Origin of the sequence: Rhizobium sp. Root1334 (assembly GCF_001426665.1) — a bacterium.
In the GTDB taxonomy this organism is placed as follows: domain Bacteria; phylum Pseudomonadota; class Alphaproteobacteria; order Rhizobiales; family Rhizobiaceae; genus Pararhizobium.
Genome location: NZ_LMEY01000010.1, coordinates 43,898 through 60,449 on the forward strand (window position 1 = coordinate 43,898; position 16,552 = coordinate 60,449).

Below are 16,552 nucleotides of genomic sequence, written 5' to 3' on the forward strand. Positions count from 1 at the left end.
TTCAAACGCTCACCGAATCCAGGCCACCAGCAGCGCACGGGAAGAAAGGAAGTTCGCGGGCATCACCGTTTCTCACTGGCTCGTGTGATCCGCGCGATCTCAGCCAACACTTCATCAGTCGATGGTGGCGGTTCATTCACGGTGGGGTCAAGGGCGGGTGTAGTGTCCGCACCTAACTTTCGTCGACGCCGTTCTTCCCGAACACCCTCGTACAGCCTACGCATTTCCATCATGTCGATTTCGCGGTGGACCCAAAGTTCCGCCAGCGACAAGAATTCGGCGTCATCCTCGATCGGGCGTCCAGCGATGCCCTCGCTGATGATCAGCTTTTGGATCGTTGACCGACGGCTTTCTATGCTCACGGATACCTCACAGACAAAAAGGCTCGCCCGGGCGGGCCTTGCGCTTCCATTGTACGATAAAGTATCAAGCGATTTTCTTTTATGCACCCTTCGGTTCGCAGAAGCTTCGCCCAGTCGGGTGAGGATTGCATCGGTCGCAAGGTCCTCTTGCAGATTGTCATCGTGCAGCGCGATGGCTTCGGTGTAGCCAACAGCTCTGCCCTAGTTGAAAGTGCCGTAGCGGGCGAACTCGTAGTGCTCAACAGCCTGTGCCGAGGAAATTAGGCCAGCATCGAGCGCGAGCCTTTGTATTCTTCCATGATCTCTTCGCCCTCGGCGATGATGCCCTGAATCGTTTCGCAGGTTTTACCGCCGGCTGCCTTGACGACGATTTCGAACACCTGCTGCCTTGAGGGTGTTGAGGAACAGGTCGTCGAGTGTCTTCTCAGCCATGTGGTTCTCCTGTTGGGTGTTGGTTTCCACTGAGAACTGCCCCGCGTGAAAACCAACAAACGGCGACCGAGGCAGCCAGCGATGAGATGACGGATATCTTGCAGCTCGAAGACGAAAATCAATGACTGCGCTGTTTTTCCGTCTGTGGTGGGAAGACCGTCCAGAACGCTAGAATCGACCTTTGCGGTGGCGCGATGTCGCGCTAAATCGTGCTGCGTTGAGATTCGACCAAGTTCTTCAACATCAGCGGCAAAATTCCGCCCGCCTTCAATGTGTCGACCTCAGCGGCCGTCTCGATCGCCGCGACCGCTTTGAACGTGGTAGCTACACCCCCATATCGTTTAATGACAACGTCGATCGGACAACGCGGCGAGATCAGGCCTGCGTTGGCATGTATTTCGATGAGGTCACCTGACTTCAGAGCGAGTTCATCTGGTCCCAAACCCTCCGGCAGTCTCATTGGAAGAATACCCATGCCGATGAGATTGGATCGGTGAATCCTTTCGAAGCTTACAGCCAAGACCGCGCGTGCGCCGAGGAGGGAGGCTCCCTTGGCTGCCCAATCTCGCGACGATCCCATGCCGTAGCGTTCACCGGCTACAATCACGACGGACTGCTCGCTCTCGGCGTAGCGATTGGCGGCTGACCAGAGCGGGAGGATTTCGCCTGAGGGCGCATGGATCGTCGATCCTGGAGGTATTTCGCCGCCGAGAAGATTTTGAACGGTCCGGTTGGTATACAACCCCCGAACCATCGCTTCCCAGTTGCCACGTCGCGAGGCGTGGACATTAAGATCGGTCGGGACTTCTCCTCGCTCGATGAGATATCGGCCGGTTTCACTCTGAGCCCGGATCGCCCCGGCTGGCGAAATATGGTCCGTCGTAATGTCGTCACCGACAACGATCAGCGGATGCGCATCGTACGTTCCGAGCAAGCTGCCTTTTCCGAAGCCAGCAAACGGTGGCCTGCGGATGTAGGTCGACGTCTCGTCCCATGGAAACAACGTCGTCGCCGGCGCCTCGAGATCGCGCCAGGCCTTGCTGGCTTCCGCTTCATCATAGGCTGGCTTAAAATCCACCGCATCGGACCCAAGCGCTACCGCCTCGTCAATTTCCTGGCTCGTGGGCCACAACATCGACAGGGTCACGGCCTGCCCATCAGCCGTTTGCCCGATCGGGTCGGTTAAAATATTCAGCTCCACAGTTCCCGCTAGCGCGAACGCCACGACAAGTGGAGGCGAAGCAAGGAACCCGGCCTCGATCTGCGGATGTACGCGACCGGGGAAGTTTCTATTTCCCGAGAGGACGGCGACCGGAAGGATTCCACGGTCCTTCATCGCGAGGGCGATCGGCTCGGTCAATGGTCCGGAGTTGCCAATGCAGGTCGTGCACCCATAGCCAACGATCCCAAATCCGACCGCTTCGAGATCCGTCAGCAGCCCAGAACGCCGCAAATATCTTTCTGCAGTCGGTGATCCCGGCGCGAGGGACGTTTTCACCCAAGGCGCCGGAAGAAGACCGTATGACCTCGCTTTTCGCGCTAGCAAACCTGCCGCAATAACCAGTCGCGGATCGGACGTGTTGGTGCAACTCGTAATGGCCGCGATGGCGACCGCACCATCGTTCGGTTCCGAAGTGTCGGTACTTGCGACTGCTCCGCGTTTCATCGACCAGATCGCTGCAGAAGTCTCTCCCAACGAGATCCTGTCCTGAGGACGCGTAGGTCCGGCAAGGCTGGGTTCGATCGCCGACAGATCGATCTCGACCACGTGCGTGTAGCGCGGATTTTCGTCCGGATTGAACCAAAGACCCACGCGCTTGGTGTAGGCTTCGACAAGCTCGACCTGTTCCGGCGTTCGACCCGTTGCCCGAAGGTAATCAAGCGTGCGGCTGTCGACCGGAAAATAGCCGGAATTGCCACCAAACTCAGGCGTCATGTTTGCAACCACCGATCGGTCGCCAGCCGTCAGCGCCGACACTGCGGGACCGTAGAATTCCACGTACTTGTCCTGAAGGTCGATCTTTCGAAGGATATGGGTTACCGTCAACGCCAGATCGGTCGCAAGCACTCCATCTCCGAGAATACCCGTCAGCCGGACGCCCACCACATCAGGCACGCGGAGCGAGACAGGCATGCCGAAGAACACGCTTTCCGCTTCCAGCCCGCCAACGCCCCATGCAAGGACGCCGATGCCGTTGATCATCGGTGTATGACTGTCGGTACCGATCAATGTGTCGGGCGCCGCCCAGAGACGACCATCTTTCTCGATGGTCGACACGACCGTCGCGAGGCGTTCGAGATTGAGCGTGTGCATGATGCCGGTACCGGGCGGATGCACGCGAAACCCGGTGAGCGTATTGGTCGCCCACTTCATGAAGCGATACCGCTCAGCATTGCGCTCGAACTCGCGTTTCATGTTGAGTTCGAGCGACTCAGAGCCGCCAAAGGCATCGACCGCCAGGGAGTGGTCCGTTGAGACGTCCACCGGGACAACGGGATTGAGAAGCGCGGGATCATAGCCCGCCTCTGCAAGAGCCGACCGCATTCCGGCGATGTCCACAAGTGCAGGACCGCATGTGGTATCGTGCATCATGACACGATTGGGAAGAAACGGGATCTCCAATTCACTCGAACCCGTCGCAAGCCAGTCAATGATCGCAGCCTTTGCTCTCGCAGCATCTTCACCTGCTGTTCGAAGAACGTTCTCCAACAGGATGCGTTGAATGTATGGAAGCGACCGAAGCTGGTGTCCAACCTCTGCTGGCAGGTCGATGACGTCGTACGCCACCTCGTTTACCGTGAGTTTCGATATGATCGTCATCTCAAATCTCTCATCGCATGTCCGTTTTGGAACAGGATTGTCAAGGACGAAGTCGCAAAGGGCATCTACAAATCACATTTTATCATAACAAAATGTAATATCCCTGTGGCAGCGCGGTTTCGCCTGTCAGTCCCCTCCTGATTACACTTTCGGTGTCTTGATCCTGCTGGCGCCCATGATGTGGGTGTAGAGAAAGGCCGCCGCCTCTGATCGTCGATCACTCTCGAGAAGATCGAGGATATGCAGATGCTCTGCCGTCTGTTTCGGCAGGCGGCTGCGATCGATGGTGATCTGGTACTCCAGGAGACGTCGCAATTTGTTGATCCGCTTTATCGCGTCCAGGAAGAACTCGTTTCCGGAACAGGCGACAAGCATTTCATGGAAGTCGTTATTGGCCTTGAAGATCTCGGCCCGCGACCAATGTTCGTATCCGCCGTTTCCAAGTTCCGTCTGTGTCTCGCGCGCTCTTCGAAAACCGTCCGCATCCGATTGGAACGTCGGCAGCAGCATCGCCTGCTGCTCGATCACGGCACGGAAGACATAGCCTTCCTCATAGCTCTTCCTCGACATGAGGGTTTGCTTGAACGACCATCCGTTCCCCGGAAGCCGCTCGATCCAGCCCTCGTCGGCGATCCGGTGAAGGATCTTCAACAGCCTGGTTCGTGGCACTTCGTAGATGCGCATCAACTCGTTTTCGCTGACGCGCTCGGCAAACTTCCCGGACAGGCGATCGTCCGCGATCCTGAGATAGATCGCATCGTCGCCCTCGGCAGCCTGGCCATTCTCTGACTCAAGATCGTCGATTGCCTCGCCGTTCACAGCAAGGAAATATCCGCGGTTCGGCTCGGCTCGCACAATGCCTCTCTCTTCCAGTTTTTGAAGAGCGCTCATGATCGGAGCTCGGGACACACGAAAATTATCGGCCAGCATCTGCAGAGGCAGATGATCTCCCTTTCGCATAGCGTTGGATTTCACGAACTCGATGATGTCCGTACTGATCCGGGGTGAGAGACTGTTCCTGGCCATGCCTTTTCCGTGCGTCCTGTTCTTTCAGTAGAATTTACCACAGTGATGTGCGCCGCCCGGCGCAGTCAAACAGATTTGCGCCATCAATCCTCGTCTTGACGGAACTTTGAGAGACCTCTGAATACGAACGGAGCGACCAAGGCAACGACGGCAATGCCGATCATGATGGCCGAACTCGGGTGTTGGAGCAGGATCATCGGATCGCCAAGGCTCATCTGCAGGGAGCGACGCAAGGCACTGTCTGCGAGGGGCCCGAGGATCAGACCGACAACCGCCGGAGCGATGGGATAGTCGTAGCGGCGCATCACAAATCCGACGACGCCGAAACCCGTCAGGAGCAGCAGTTCCGTCACCGAGGGGTTCGCCGCAATCGTACCCATCGAAGCAAACACAAGAATGCCTGCATAGAGCCAGGGCAGCGGAATTTTGAGGAGCTTCACCCACATTCCGACCAAAGGCAGATTGAGAACGAGCAGCATGACATTGGCAATGAACAGGCTGGCGACCAGCCCCCAGACGAGGTCGGCGTGCTGCGTGAACAGCAAGGGGCCCGGCTGAATGTTGTACTGCTGGAAGCCAGCGAGCATGACGGCAGCGGTTGCAGACGTCGGCAATCCAAGCGTCAGCAGTGGAACCAGCGTGCCGGCGGCGGACGCATTGTTTGCAGCCTCCGGACCAGCGACGCCTTCGATAGCCCCGTGGCCGAATTCTTCCGGATTTTTGCTCAGTTTGCGTTCGATCGTATAGCTCAGGAAGGTCGGGATCTCGGCGCCGCCCGCCGGAAGTGCGCCGATGGGAAAGCCGATGATCGTACCGCGAAGCCATGGCTTCCAGGAACGTTTCCAGTCTTCTCTGGTCATCCAGATCGATCCCTTCACTGGGATAGGCTTCTCGGGCTTGTATAGATGACGGGACGCCACAAAGAAGGCTTCACCGATCGCGAACAGACCAACCGCGAGCGTTGTCACCTCGACGCCATCCAGCAATTCCGGAACACCGAATGTCAGGCGAGCCTGCCCGGTCAACTGATCAATCCCCATCAGTCCGAGCCAGAGACCGAAGGCCAGACTGGTCAGCCCCCTCAGCGGCGATGACCCGAATGTTGCCGATACCGTCACGAACGCGATCAGCATCAGGCCGAAATAATCCCAGGGCCCGAACTTGACGGCAATCTTCACGAGGTATGGCGCAAGAACCGCTAACCCGGCTGTAGCGATCAATGCGGCCACGAACGAACCGATGGCCGCAGTCGCGAGTGCCGGCCCCCCGCGTCCTGCCCGTGCCATCTTGTTGCCCTCGAGCGCGGTGACGACCGATGCGCTTTCGCCAGGCGTGTTGAGGAGAATCGCGGTGGTCGAGCCACCGTACATGCCGCCGTAGTAAATTCCGGCGAACATGATGATCGAACCTCCAGGATCCAGCTTGAAGGTCACGGGAAGCAGAAGTGCTACCGTCAGTGCCGGGCCAATACCTGGGAGAACACCGACGGCCGTTCCAATAAGAACGCCAATGGCGGCGTAGATGAGGTTCGCCGGCTGAATAGCCAGCGCGAACCCATCAATCAAAAAGGAAAAAGTATCCATCAGGGGCGTCCTCAGAAGAGCCGCTCAAGCGGGCCTTGCGGCAACGCGAGCGTCAGGAGCTTATTGAAGAGAAGGAAAACCAGGACCCCGATGACCGCTCCGAGACAGAGATCGACGAGAAGGGCCTTGCGCCCGAACGCCCGCGCGGTCAGCGCGAAGAGAAGCGTCGAGCCCAGGATGAAGCCGCCACCGAGCCAGATCGACCCGATCAACCCTGCAAGAGCAAAACCGATCCAGCCGACAGCCATCCAGTCCGCGGCCTCGACTTCGATGTCCGATGGCTTGAAGGCGCTGATCAGGTGGCCGATGGCAAGCGCTACGAAAAGGAGCGCCACGAAATAAGACGCCGCGCTGGCGCTCATCCCGTAGGTTGCCCGCACCTTCATATGGCTGGCATCCCAGTAAGTGATGAACGCGATGGCAAACAGGACGACAGCGATCACCGCCGTTGGACGGTTGGGGATGTGAAGAGTTTTCTGGGTCATTTTGTCCTCGTCGCGCGCGGAAGCGGCACTCGGCGACTTCCGCGCACTTCGTCAGGTTAGTTTGCGAGACCGATGGACGTCAGGATGGTCTTCACACGCTCGGTTTCCGAACCGATGAAGGCCTTGAACTCATTGGATGGCGCATAGTAATCGGTCCAGCCCCGGGTCTTCAGGATTGCCTGCCACTCGGCGGACTTCACGGTCTTCTCGACAGCAGATTTTAGCGCATCGAGATCGGCGCCTTCGACGCCAGGACCCGCAAAGATACCGCGCCAGTTGACGAGTTCGATATCAAGTCCCTGCCCTTTCAACGGCTTTGCCTCGATGCCTTCGATCGGTTCCGGGTATGAGATCGCCAATGCCCTGAGGTCGCCGGATTTGATCTGGCCTTCCCATTCTCCGTAGCCCGACACGCCTGCGGTCGCCTGACCACCAAGCATCGCTGCAAGCGACTCGCCGCCACCGGAATAGGCGACGTAGTTAATCTTGCTGGGGTCTGCACCCGCTGCCTTGGTTACGAGTGCCGCGAGGATATGATCCGCACCGCCAGCCGATCCGCCAACCCAGATAGTTGTCGCGACGTCCTTCTTAATCGTAGCCAGCAGATCGTCCATTGATTTGATCGGGGAATCCTTCGGGACGACGATGACGAGCGGGTCGCCGGTCAGACGGGCAATCGGGGTGACCTGGGTCAGATCGACCGGGGACTGGTTGGAGATGCTTGCGCCGACGAGAGTGATGCCCGCGACGAGAAGTTGGCTAGGGTTGCCCTTCGCGGAGCCGATGAACTGGGCAAGACCGACCGTACCACCTGCGCCGGGGACGTTGATGACCTGCACGCTCTTCGCATTGCCGCTCGCCATCATGGCTTCCTGCATCGAGCGGGACGCCGAATCCCATCCGCCACCGGCACCGGCGGGCGCCATGATGGTCAGTTCCAGATCCTGCGACGAAGCCTGCAGCGTTCCAAAACCTAAAGTGCCGCCGACGACGGCGGCCAAAAGTCCGAGTTTAAAATAATTGCGCACAGCGATTTCCTCCTGCTGGTAAGGCTCACCTCCTGAGCCGTGCGCAGAATTTGCATTATATAACTATAAAAGTAAATATGGGATGAGGCGAGTTTTTATCCGGGACGGACGGATTTCCAAATTTCGCGGTGGGACATGAGTTTGTTTCAAGCGATAGCGGGATACGATGGGATCGACGGTTTGCCTTCCAATTGGCGGCCAAAGCTTGAGTTTTGGTACCTGTGTTCCATTTGATGTGCCTACACGCCGAACATCGCGGAGGAGGTGATCGAATGACGCGGAACATCATGGTGCTGGTCTTTGCGGCCGTATGCGGCCTGTACAGTGCGGGACTGACGCATGCCGAGCAGTTGGCAGTGAGGTCGAGCACAAGCATAAAGAACGATCTCAGTTATCTGATGTACACGCCAGACGACTATGCGTCGTCCGATAAGGCGTATCCGCTAGTCGTGTGGCTTCACGGCGGCGATCAGGGCGGGACAGATATCGAGAAGGTGAGATCGAGCGGCATTCCGAAATTGATCGAGGATGGGAAGAAATTCCCCTTCCTGGTGTTTTCGCCGCAAAACCCGAGTGAAGAACTGCTATTTCCGATCGAGAAAGTGGAGGCGGCTCTCGACGAGGTCATGTCGAAGTATCGCGTCGATCGCACGCGGGTCTATGTCGTGGGGTTCAGCCGTGGCGGTTTCGGCACTTGGGCGATGGCGGAACAGTTTCCCCAGAAGTTTGCCGCTTTCGTTCCGATCGCTGGTGGCGGAAATCGCCACTACCTGAGCAGAACAAATGAAAAGGCGGCCTTCTGGGTCTTCCACGGCACAAGCGATGACGTCATTCCCTTGTCGGATTCAGTCGTGCTTTACGAACGCCTTGTGGGTCTAAAGCGGAATGCTCGTTTGAGCGTTCTGGAGGGCGTGGACCACTCGGGCGTCGAGTGGGCCGCCTTAAATGATCCGGAGCTTTGGGATTGGCTTCTTAAACAGCGCCTTGAGGTTGCGCCACAGTAGGTGTCTAAATCCTTTCTGCGTACCGCGCAACGGGGGCGTCGACTTGGCGCCCGCAGTGCTATAGGTCACACAACCGGACTTGCGAACTTAAAGCGGTCGTTCCTTTTTTACGACAGGCAGGGTACCTACCACCCCTTTGTCGGGCGGCAGGCCATAGCGAAAGATATCGACCGCGCGCAGAATGTCCTCGCGGGTATGCGCCCATCCCATCAATCGGGCGCAGCATGTGCGCTTGAGAGTATCGCCACCCTGCAACGGATTCAGGGAGCCTTACCTATGCTGACAGTGACGGTTCCGGATCGGTCAAAGATCGAGACATCGCCCTGGACCTGACCCAGAATGACGATGCCGGGCGACGGTACGCGTCCATCACGGTAGTAGATGACGAAATCCCCCGAACTCCAAAGGCCAAGCGTCCCCGCAGAAAATTCCCGCTGTCGCGAAGCGGCCGGCAGTGCCGCCGGCAAGTTGCCCGTCTTTTCCTGGCGCAGATGATCGTCCATCTCGATCGTCAATGGCAGCATGTCGGCAAGTGCGCGAGCAGCCGCGTTGTCGGCCAGCTCGGCCGTGACGTTGCCCCACTCGGATGAAATCGAAATGCGGTCCTGCGCCAAGGCGGCTCCTCCAAGCGTTAGTGTGAGCAAAGCGGCTATCATCGATGTTTCTGTCAGACGTTTCATGTTCCACCATTCTGTGACTGAGAACGAAGCTTTAGGGCTGACATCAGACCAGCCGACGAGTAGTGTGAAAGTACCGCGACACCTGCGACGACCGCAGTCCAGTGCGCGAAAAACGGGGTCACAGACGCCGTGAAGTCCCAGAAATCCAGGCTGTAACCAAACATTAGCTTCGTCGAGACGCCGAGGACAGCGAAACTCCAGGCGCCAAGAGCTACGAAGGTCATCGCAACAAGTCTGAGCACGCCGCACCTGATTCGCGACGGGGAGAGCCTGAACACTGTTGCTGCCGTGACCATCACACGCGTCCAATGGCTGCCGACATGAACGGCGATGATCATTGCCACCCAATAGGCCGAGAACCAGTGGAACTCGATGACGCTGATATTATCCGTGAACTGGATGAAGCTCAGCACCGAGCGGGATATCAGCACGCTGGTCACCAACAGCACCGCAATGTTGATCGCGAGCCAGGTATGCATCACCGCGACTGCCCAGCGGCGGGCGTCATAACGCCCGATACGAAGTTTCAGGAACCAACGCCTGTTGGTGTAGAGGTGCCATGCCAAAAGTCCGAACATAGCCGTGCCAAAAATCTCATGCGGGCCGTTGTCGAGCCACCAGTAGGCGAGCGACAGCAACAAAAGCGCTGCCATACTGGCGGGAAGAAGAAGACGGTCGGTTGCTAGCCGGAGCATGGCGACGCCTCGCTGCCATCAAAGCGCATCGTCATCGGAGATCGCTCCATCGAACGTGAACATGAAATGTTCGGATTGCTTTGACCGGTGGCAGGAATAACAGCGAGCGACATTCTCGTCCGCTTTGACGGTCTGATCCGGCCAGAACCACTGGTATTCCCACTGATCGGTGCCATCACCGATCTTCTGTCCGACGAGATACCGCGTCAGAACATCGCTCTGAAAGTCGACAAGAACCATATGCGTGCCGGTGGGAACAGGCTGCCCGGCCTTGAGCGCCGCGAGGGCTTCAGGGCTTGTCAGCATGTGCTCGCGGGTGATCCCCCGCCGAACCGTCGTGTAATGCTCGAGCTGATCGAGAGGCGGGAAGGTCACCGAGTTCGACGCCGCGCGTGCTTTCGTCGGCGATAGCTCGGTTTCGACCACGAAATAGCCTGCCAGAACGATCAGGAAGGGAAGGGCCATCAAGCCGGACCAGCGAAAGATCTTCATTGTTTTGATCCCTTGTACCGATCGATTAGCGGCTGTCGCACGCTCTGCCTCGCCATGCGTACGCATATTCTCGAGTTGGCCGTGACCGATGGAAGGACTGAGGCCCCGAGCAATTCCCGCGGCCCCATTCCGCTTACCGGTCAAGCGAGGTGTTGATCGAAGAAGCCTTTCAGCTTGTCGAACGGGATCAGATCGACACGGTCGTAGAGGTCGACGTGACCGGCTCCCTTTACCCAGACCAGTTCCTTCGGCTCGGAAGAACGCTTGTAGGCGTCCTCGCTGAATTCTTTCGAGTGCGCCTGGTCGCCCGAGATGAACAGCATCGGCCGCGGAGAAATCGTCTCGATATCGTTGAACGGGTAGAAGTTCGCGAACTTGACCACGCTGCTCATCGTCGGCTTGGTGGTCGTCTGCTTCGTTGCGCCTGCTGGGGTGAACTCGCCGCGCGGCGTCCGGTAGAAGTCGAAGAACTCGCGCTGCACTGGATCTGTATCGGCTGTCAGTTCCAGAGTGGTGCCGCCGACATATTGGACAGGGGCGCCATCTGCTTCTGCCCAGCGCTGTTCCGCTGCTGCGGCGATGAACGCCTTGCGCTGCTCGACGCTCTGGGAGTGGTTGAGCGCATCACGGAAGGCCGAGCCCATATCGTACATGCTGACGGTTGCGACGGCCTTGATACGTGGGTCGATCTTGGCCGCGCTGACGACGAAGCTGCCACTGCCGCAGACACCAATTGCACCGATGTTGGCGCGGTCAACGAAAGCATTTGAACCAAGGAAATCGACACCGGCGCTGAACGCCTCGGAATAGACTTCCGGGGAAACCAGGTTACGCGATTGCCCTTCGCTTTCTCCCCAGAACGGCAAATCGATGGACATCGCGACAAAGCCCTGTTCCGCCATTTTGGTGGCGTAGAGATTAGCGCTCTGCTCTTTCACCGCACCCATCGGATGACCGACGATGATTGCCGGGTTCTTCGTCGCACGGTCCAGATCTTTGGGAAGATAGAGATTGCCGGCGACATTCGTCTGGTACTGGGTATTGAACGTGACCTTCTGCAGGGTCACCCGGTCACTGGTGTAGAAATTTGACGCGCCGTTGGACATGTCTTGAGCCTTTGCATTTGTCATGTTGAAAATGGACATCGCCCCAAGGGCCGCGACGCCGGCACCCGTCATCTTGAGAAGATGTCGGCGGTCGATACCGGTCGTCGAGGTCTGCGTGTCGTCTTGGTTTTGGTTGGTCATCTGCATGTCTCCTTGAGTGGTGGTGCGACGGAAATTGAGCTGGCGGGAGTGACCGCCGCGTTTCATCGGCGTGTGGACCGCCAGGCGGCGATGGCGAAAATGAATGAGCCGACCAGCAGAACCGCGGCGAACAGGAAAGTGGTCCACCAGCCGGAGCCGTCGAACAGGACGCCGCCGATAGAAGCGCCAAGAGTGATTGCGAGCTGGATGGTCGCCACCTGCAGCCCGCCGCCTGCCTCCGCGTCGTCGGGCATGGTCCGGCTAAGCCAGGTTCCCCAGCCGACAGGAGCGGCGGTGCTGAACAGACCCCATCCGATCAGGAGGATTGCGGTGATGGTCGAGGACGATCCGAATGCGATCAGCCCCAATGCAATGACGGCCATGATTAGCGGGATTGCAGCGAGAATGACGAACAATCGCTTTTGAAGGAAATGACTGACGATCGTGGTCCCGGCCACACCCGCCAGGCCCATCAACAGGAGCAGGAGAGACAGTGTCGAGATCGAGACAGACGTCACGGTTTCCAGGAATGGGCGGAGATATGTGAACAGTGCGAACTGGCCGATGAAGAGCAGCATGATCGAGGCCATGCCGATCGCCACCGGGGGGCGGAGAAGCAACCGAAAAACATTCGACGAGCGCTCGTTGCGACGAGGAGGCAGTGATGGCAGGCTGATCCACTGCCAGACGAGAGCCAGCAGGGCCAGTGGAACGACGGCAAAGAACGCGCCTCTCCAGCCTATGTAGCTGCCAAGCAGACTTCCTAAAGGTGCCGCGATCGTTGCCGCGATGGCATTGCCTGCATTCAGCATCGCAAGCCCCTTCGGCACGGAATCCTCAGGCACCAGCCGCATGACGATCGAAGTCGACATCGACCAGAAGCCGCCGATGGCGATGCCCAGCAGCGCCCGGCCGATCATCAGCACGAGATAGTTCGGGGCGAATGTGACGATCGTTCCCGAGATCACCAGGATTAGTGAAAACGACGCGAGAACCAGCCGCCTGTCCAATCGCCGCGTCAGCCCTGCCACGAAAATGCTGGTGAGGACAGCAAAGATGCCGGAGATTGAGATCGCCTGACCGGCGCGACCCTCGGTCACGCCCAATTCTGCCGCGATTGGCGAGAGAAGGCTGACGGGCATAAACTCCGATGCGATCAGGACGGATACGCACAGGGCCATCGAGATGACTGCGCCCCAGGCTGCAATCGGGACGGGAGACGTCGGCGCTCTCGCAGCCGCAGGCTCAATTTCGCGATTGTTGAAGTCAGATCGTGTGAGAGCGTGCTGTGTCATGGCGGCAATATATGCCGAGGGGAGTCCGAAGATTAGCCATTGCAATTCGCTTGGACTTATCGATCTATGACATCAATCAATGACGGTTGGAGGTAACCATGAAGCGGGAAGATCTCAACGACATGCTCTGGTTCCTGGCAGTGGCTGAGGAGCGGAGCTTCACAAAAGCGGCCGCGAAACTCGGTACGTCGCAATCGACGATCAGTCATACGATCAAGAAGCTCGAAGCCCGGATGGGGCTGCGCCTTTTGACGCGCACCACCCGCAGCGTCTCACCTACCGAGACAGGCGAGAGGCTAATCCGCTCTCTTGCGCCCCGCATAGAAGAGCTCGAAGCCGAGATCGACGAATTGATGGCAATCCGGGACACGCCGTCCGGCTCAGTGCGGATCACGCTTTCCGACCACGCGCTGGAAAGCGTTGTCTGGCCGAAATTGCGGTTGGTGCTGCGGGACTACCCTGACATCAAGGTCGAGCTGAACAGCGACAATGGCTTTCGGAACATCGTGGAAGAAAAGTTCGATGCTGGCGTGCGGCTTGGCGAGAGCGTCGACAAGGACATGATCGCCGTCCGCATCGGGCCGGACTGGCGACTGATCGCCGTCGGATCTCCGGGGTATTTCGCCAACCGGTCGTTGCCTGAAACGCCGCAGGATCTGGTCGGTCATGACTGCATCAACCATCGGCAGTCGCACCTGGGAGGGCTATACAGTTGGGAGTTCGAGAAGGACGGCAGGGAACTGCGCGTCCGTGTCGAAGGCCAACTGACTTTCAACACGTCCTACGCGATGATCGATGCGGCCGTTCAGGGCTATGGTATTGCCTACGTGCCCGAAAACCTCGTTGAACGGCAGCTTGTGTCTGGAAAATTGGTGCAGGTACTGGATGACTGGACGCCGCTGTTCTCAGGTTATTACCTCTACTATCCAAGCAGACGACAGAATTCTCCGGCGTTCAGGGTCGTTGTGGAAGCTCTCCGTATTTGAGGTGAATTGCGCGAGAGTTATATTCCCATCAAGCCGTTCCCGTCTAACGCGTCTAACGCGCCTAAAGCGTCATTGCGGCAATCGCTGGTTTAAGAGCAGACCCGCGCGCCGGGGGCTGTCGGTCCCGGTTTCCGGCGTTGCCGTCGCTATGCTAAACCTCCTGCGGCAACCCTTTTGACCGGTCTTGCGGGAGGCGAACGGCTTTCGCAGTTTCTGCTACAGCTGGTATGCCCTTTCCTGTTTCGGACGCTTCTGCCCAACGCCCAAGAGCTGTCACCGCGTGAAACTTCGCGATTGCAAACCTGGCTGGCTAGGTGAAATCTACCGTTATCCAGACGCCGATCCGCCCATCAAACGCCTCACTGCCTTCGACCGGTTCCGGGCCTGATAGCCCCCTTAAGCCCATCTCTGATTGGACCCATGCTTTGAGCGCATGGCCGACCTGAGACCTTGTGCCTTATCTGCGGGCGTCGGAGGGCCTATATTCTACTCATCGAAACGACGTTGGAACCAAAGCAAGGTTGCTGGCGTCAAGAGACCTCACGAAAGGGGATGATCGTGAACGTAGCACGCTCCTTCAACAACTGGCGCAAGTATCGTCAGACCGTTACCGAACTTGGCCGCATGAGCTCGCGCGAACTGCAGGACCTCGGTATCAATCGCGCCGACATCCTCAGCGTTGCCCGCCAGTCGGTCGCTCGCTAAGCGCTGTTTCCAAGCAAACCTGAATGACAATACGCCCGCTGATGACGCGGGCGTTTCTGTATCTGGCCTGCCACGAAGCCCTGAGTTGGAGATTTCTTTCGTCAGGATGAGGTCGTGCATTTTCCGCATAGCTGCACTGCAGCAAAGTCTATTTAATGTGCGGCGAGAATGGGTATCCTTGTTTTCATCGAAGCGATGCACCTCCTCCCGCAGAGCTTCGATTTCAGACGGCCCACTCCTCCTCCCAAGGGGCGTCTGTCGGAACAGCGGCACTCCTCCTCCCAGCCGTTGTTCGGTTCTTTTCGAAAAGCCTGCCGCACCCGCTCTCTTCAGTGTTCAGCGATGACAGGGTAATCCCCAATAGCCGTACAGACCGTTTGAACGGGAACACCGAGGCGAGCAGGGTTTCAGCATTCTCCAAGACCATGTCGACGTCGGACACGAGTCCCGACACGGTCCTGCTGCGTGTCGCCTGACTGAAATCTGAATATTTGATTTTGACGGTGATCGTCTTTCCCGTGATGTCGTGCGCCTCGCAATACCGCCAGACCTTCTCGGCCAACGGCCGCAACTCGGCTTTGGCCAGATCGAAATCGTCGATGTCCTCAACGAACGTGTCCTCGGCGCCAACAGACTTTCGAATGCGATCGGGTCTCACCCGGCGTTCATCGATCCCACGGGCAATGCCGTAGAAATAAGGACCGGACTTCCCGAAGTTCTGCTGAAGGAACGCGAGGGACTTCGACTTAAGATCAAGCCCGGTCTCTATGCCATGCCGTTTCATCCGCTCGGCCGTGGCCGGCCCCACGCCATGGAATTTCTTGACGGGGAGGGCCTCGACAAAACCCGGGCCGTTCTTCGGCGTAATGACCGCCTGGCCATTCGGCTTGTTCAGGTCGCTCGCCATCTTCGCCAGGAACTTGTTGTAGGAGATGCCGGCAGAGGCATTGAGGCCGGTGACCGCCTTGATCTTAGCGCGGATCTCCAGCGCGATTTCCGTGGCGATGTCCATACCTTTCAGGTTCTCGGTCACATCGAGATAGGCCTCGTCAAGCGACAGCGGCTCGATCAGCGGCGTGTACTCTGCAAAAATCTCCCTGATCTGCTGCGAGACCTGCCGATAGACCTCGAAGCGCGGCGGCACAAAAATCAGATCTGGGCATTTCCGTTTGGCCGTGACCGACGGCATGGCGGAATGCACGCCGAAGGCTCTTGCCTCGTAACTTGCGGCCGCCACAACGCCGCGTGCCGCCGACCCGCCGACGGCCAATGGTAGCCCACGTAGCTCCGGGTTGTCTCGCTGCTCGACCGACGCATAAAATGCGTCCATGTCCACATGGATGATTTTGCGCATGGGCTGCACGCTCCTCATGACGTCAGTTCCCACAGGATAAGCCGGGATTTGGTGTACAGGCGTCTGACTGCTCTGGTCGTGCTCTGTGCTGGTGATCAAAGCAACAGACCTTCCTCGTCCGGCTTCGGTTTTGCCTGTGGCGGCACGATCACCAGCATGTTGCCCGGGAGCGGACGCTGTAGGTGGCGGGCTTCATCCCACGGTGCTGTCAGCCAGGTCTCGACTTCTTCAGGCGTGGTCAGGATGGAGGGCATGGCTTTTTGATGGATCGGCGAGACAATCTCGTTGGGCGAGGTCGTCAGAAATCCGAAGAGTTCGTATTCCTGCTCGCCATCCCTGACTTTGCGCACGCCCTTC

At 58.2% G+C, this 16,552-nt stretch carries 15 protein-coding genes and 2 pseudogenes; 3 read left to right on the top strand and 14 right to left on the bottom strand.

Annotation, left to right across the window (positions count from 1 at the left end):
- Nucleotides 1–62 precede the first annotated feature (62 nt).
- The 7 genes and pseudogenes from ASD36_RS31455 to ASD36_RS13725 all read right to left on the bottom strand — a co-directional run bounded on the left by ASD36_RS31455 (nucleotide 63) and on the right by ASD36_RS13725 (nucleotide 7,710).
- On the bottom strand, nucleotides 63–362 hold the full coding sequence (locus ASD36_RS31455; protein ID WP_060511167.1) for a hypothetical protein: 300 nt from the start codon (nucleotides 360–362) through the stop codon (nucleotides 63–65).
- 87 nt (nucleotides 363–449) lie between these two features.
- Nucleotides 450–748 (bottom strand): annotated as a pseudogene (locus ASD36_RS31460) (DUF892 family protein); the annotation flags it as partial.
- Between the two features lie 248 nt (nucleotides 749–996).
- The gene (gene acnA / locus ASD36_RS13705; protein ID WP_060511169.1) at nucleotides 997–3,615 is read right to left on the bottom strand and encodes an aconitate hydratase AcnA; all 2,619 of its coding nucleotides are present in this window, start codon (nucleotides 3,613–3,615) and stop codon (nucleotides 997–999) included.
- A 141-nt stretch (nucleotides 3,616–3,756) separates the two neighbouring features.
- Nucleotides 3,757–4,641 carry a GntR family transcriptional regulator gene (locus tag ASD36_RS13710; protein ID WP_060511171.1) on the bottom strand — a complete coding sequence of 295 codons (885 nt, stop codon included), beginning with the start codon at nucleotides 4,639–4,641 and terminating at the stop codon, nucleotides 3,757–3,759.
- 83 nt (nucleotides 4,642–4,724) lie between these two features.
- Entirely contained in the window at nucleotides 4,725–6,224 is a 1,500-nt protein-coding gene (locus ASD36_RS13715; RefSeq protein WP_060511172.1) for a tripartite tricarboxylate transporter permease, read from the bottom strand.
- 11 nt (nucleotides 6,225–6,235) lie between these two features.
- On the bottom strand, nucleotides 6,236–6,709 hold the full coding sequence (locus ASD36_RS13720) for a tripartite tricarboxylate transporter TctB family protein (protein WP_060511174.1): 474 nt from the start codon (nucleotides 6,707–6,709) through the stop codon (nucleotides 6,236–6,238).
- A 56-nt stretch (nucleotides 6,710–6,765) separates the two neighbouring features.
- Entirely contained in the window at nucleotides 6,766–7,710 is a 945-nt protein-coding gene (locus tag ASD36_RS13725) for a tripartite tricarboxylate transporter substrate-binding protein (RefSeq protein WP_244489833.1), read from the bottom strand.
- A gap of 314 nt (nucleotides 7,711–8,024) precedes the next feature.
- On the opposite strand from ASD36_RS13725, the gene ASD36_RS13730 reads away from it, so the two are divergent.
- Entirely contained in the window at nucleotides 8,025–8,741 is a 717-nt protein-coding gene (locus ASD36_RS13730) for a prolyl oligopeptidase family serine peptidase (RefSeq protein WP_244489834.1), read from the top strand.
- Between the two features lie 260 nt (nucleotides 8,742–9,001).
- Here ASD36_RS13730 and ASD36_RS13735 read toward each other — a convergent pair whose 3' ends face one another.
- The 5 genes from ASD36_RS13735 to ASD36_RS13755 form a co-directional block, all read right to left on the bottom strand.
- Nucleotides 9,002–9,421: a cyclophilin-like fold protein gene (locus tag ASD36_RS13735; RefSeq protein WP_082562810.1), complete on the bottom strand. Its 420-nt coding sequence runs from the start codon at nucleotides 9,419–9,421 to the stop codon at nucleotides 9,002–9,004.
- The gene (locus ASD36_RS13740) at nucleotides 9,418–10,116 is read right to left on the bottom strand and encodes a hypothetical protein (RefSeq protein ID WP_060511183.1); all 699 of its coding nucleotides are present in this window, start codon (nucleotides 10,114–10,116) and stop codon (nucleotides 9,418–9,420) included. Before ASD36_RS13740 ends, ASD36_RS13735 begins: the two co-directional genes overlap by 4 nt.
- Nucleotides 10,117–10,134: 18 nt before the next feature.
- On the bottom strand, nucleotides 10,135–10,608 hold the full coding sequence (locus ASD36_RS13745; protein WP_060511185.1) for a hypothetical protein: 474 nt from the start codon (nucleotides 10,606–10,608) through the stop codon (nucleotides 10,135–10,137).
- A 140-nt stretch (nucleotides 10,609–10,748) separates the two neighbouring features.
- Nucleotides 10,749–11,855 (bottom strand): alpha/beta hydrolase, encoded by a 1,107-nt coding sequence (locus ASD36_RS13750; protein ID WP_060511187.1) that lies wholly within the window; start codon nucleotides 11,853–11,855, stop codon nucleotides 10,749–10,751.
- Nucleotides 11,856–11,917: 62 nt separating this feature from the next.
- Nucleotides 11,918–13,150, bottom strand: coding sequence for an MFS transporter (locus ASD36_RS13755; RefSeq protein WP_164491965.1), 1,233 nt, complete (start codon nucleotides 13,148–13,150; stop codon nucleotides 11,918–11,920).
- A gap of 98 nt (nucleotides 13,151–13,248) precedes the next feature.
- On the opposite strand from ASD36_RS13755, the gene ASD36_RS13760 reads away from it, so the two are divergent.
- Entirely contained in the window at nucleotides 13,249–14,136 is an 888-nt protein-coding gene (locus ASD36_RS13760) for a LysR family transcriptional regulator (protein ID WP_060511189.1), read from the top strand.
- A gap of 558 nt (nucleotides 14,137–14,694) precedes the next feature.
- On the top strand, nucleotides 14,695–14,841 hold the full coding sequence (locus ASD36_RS30135) for a DUF1127 domain-containing protein (protein WP_082562816.1): 147 nt from the start codon (nucleotides 14,695–14,697) through the stop codon (nucleotides 14,839–14,841).
- 223 nt (nucleotides 14,842–15,064) lie between these two features.
- Here ASD36_RS30135 and dinB read toward each other — a convergent pair whose 3' ends face one another.
- Complete coding sequence (dinB, locus tag ASD36_RS13765; RefSeq protein WP_244489835.1) at nucleotides 15,065–16,213, bottom strand: DNA polymerase IV; 1,149 nt, start codon at nucleotides 16,211–16,213, stop codon at nucleotides 15,065–15,067.
- 77 nt (nucleotides 16,214–16,290) lie between these two features.
- Nucleotides 16,291–16,552: pseudogene (locus ASD36_RS30925) on the bottom strand (SOS response-associated peptidase); the annotation flags it as partial.

Coding starts and splice junctions, on each gene's coding strand:
- ASD36_RS13755 (WP_164491965.1), bottom strand. CDS start 13,150: ATGACACAGCACGCTCTCACACGATCTGACTTCAACAATCGCGAAATT.
- acnA (WP_060511169.1), bottom strand. CDS start 3,615: ATGACGATCATATCGAAACTCACGGTAAACGAGGTGGCGTACGACGTC.
- ASD36_RS13720 (WP_060511174.1), bottom strand. CDS start 6,709: ATGACCCAGAAAACTCTTCACATCCCCAACCGTCCAACGGCGGTGATC.
- ASD36_RS13750 (WP_060511187.1), bottom strand. CDS start 11,855: ATGACCAACCAAAACCAAGACGACACGCAGACCTCGACGACCGGTATC.
- dinB (WP_244489835.1), bottom strand. CDS start 16,213: ATGAGGAGCGTGCAGCCCATGCGCAAAATCATCCATGTGGACATGGAC.
- ASD36_RS13715 (WP_060511172.1), bottom strand. CDS start 6,224: ATGGATACTTTTTCCTTTTTGATTGATGGGTTCGCGCTGGCTATTCAG.
- ASD36_RS13710 (WP_060511171.1), bottom strand. CDS start 4,641: ATGGCCAGGAACAGTCTCTCACCCCGGATCAGTACGGACATCATCGAG.
- ASD36_RS13735 (WP_082562810.1), bottom strand. CDS start 9,421: ATGAAACGTCTGACAGAAACATCGATGATAGCCGCTTTGCTCACACTA.
- ASD36_RS13740 (WP_060511183.1), bottom strand. CDS start 10,116: ATGCTCCGGCTAGCAACCGACCGTCTTCTTCTTCCCGCCAGTATGGCA.
- ASD36_RS13745 (WP_060511185.1), bottom strand. CDS start 10,608: ATGAAGATCTTTCGCTGGTCCGGCTTGATGGCCCTTCCCTTCCTGATC.
- ASD36_RS13730 (WP_244489834.1), top strand. CDS start 8,025: ATGGTGCTGGTCTTTGCGGCCGTATGCGGCCTGTACAGTGCGGGACTG.
- ASD36_RS13760 (WP_060511189.1), top strand. CDS start 13,249: ATGAAGCGGGAAGATCTCAACGACATGCTCTGGTTCCTGGCAGTGGCT.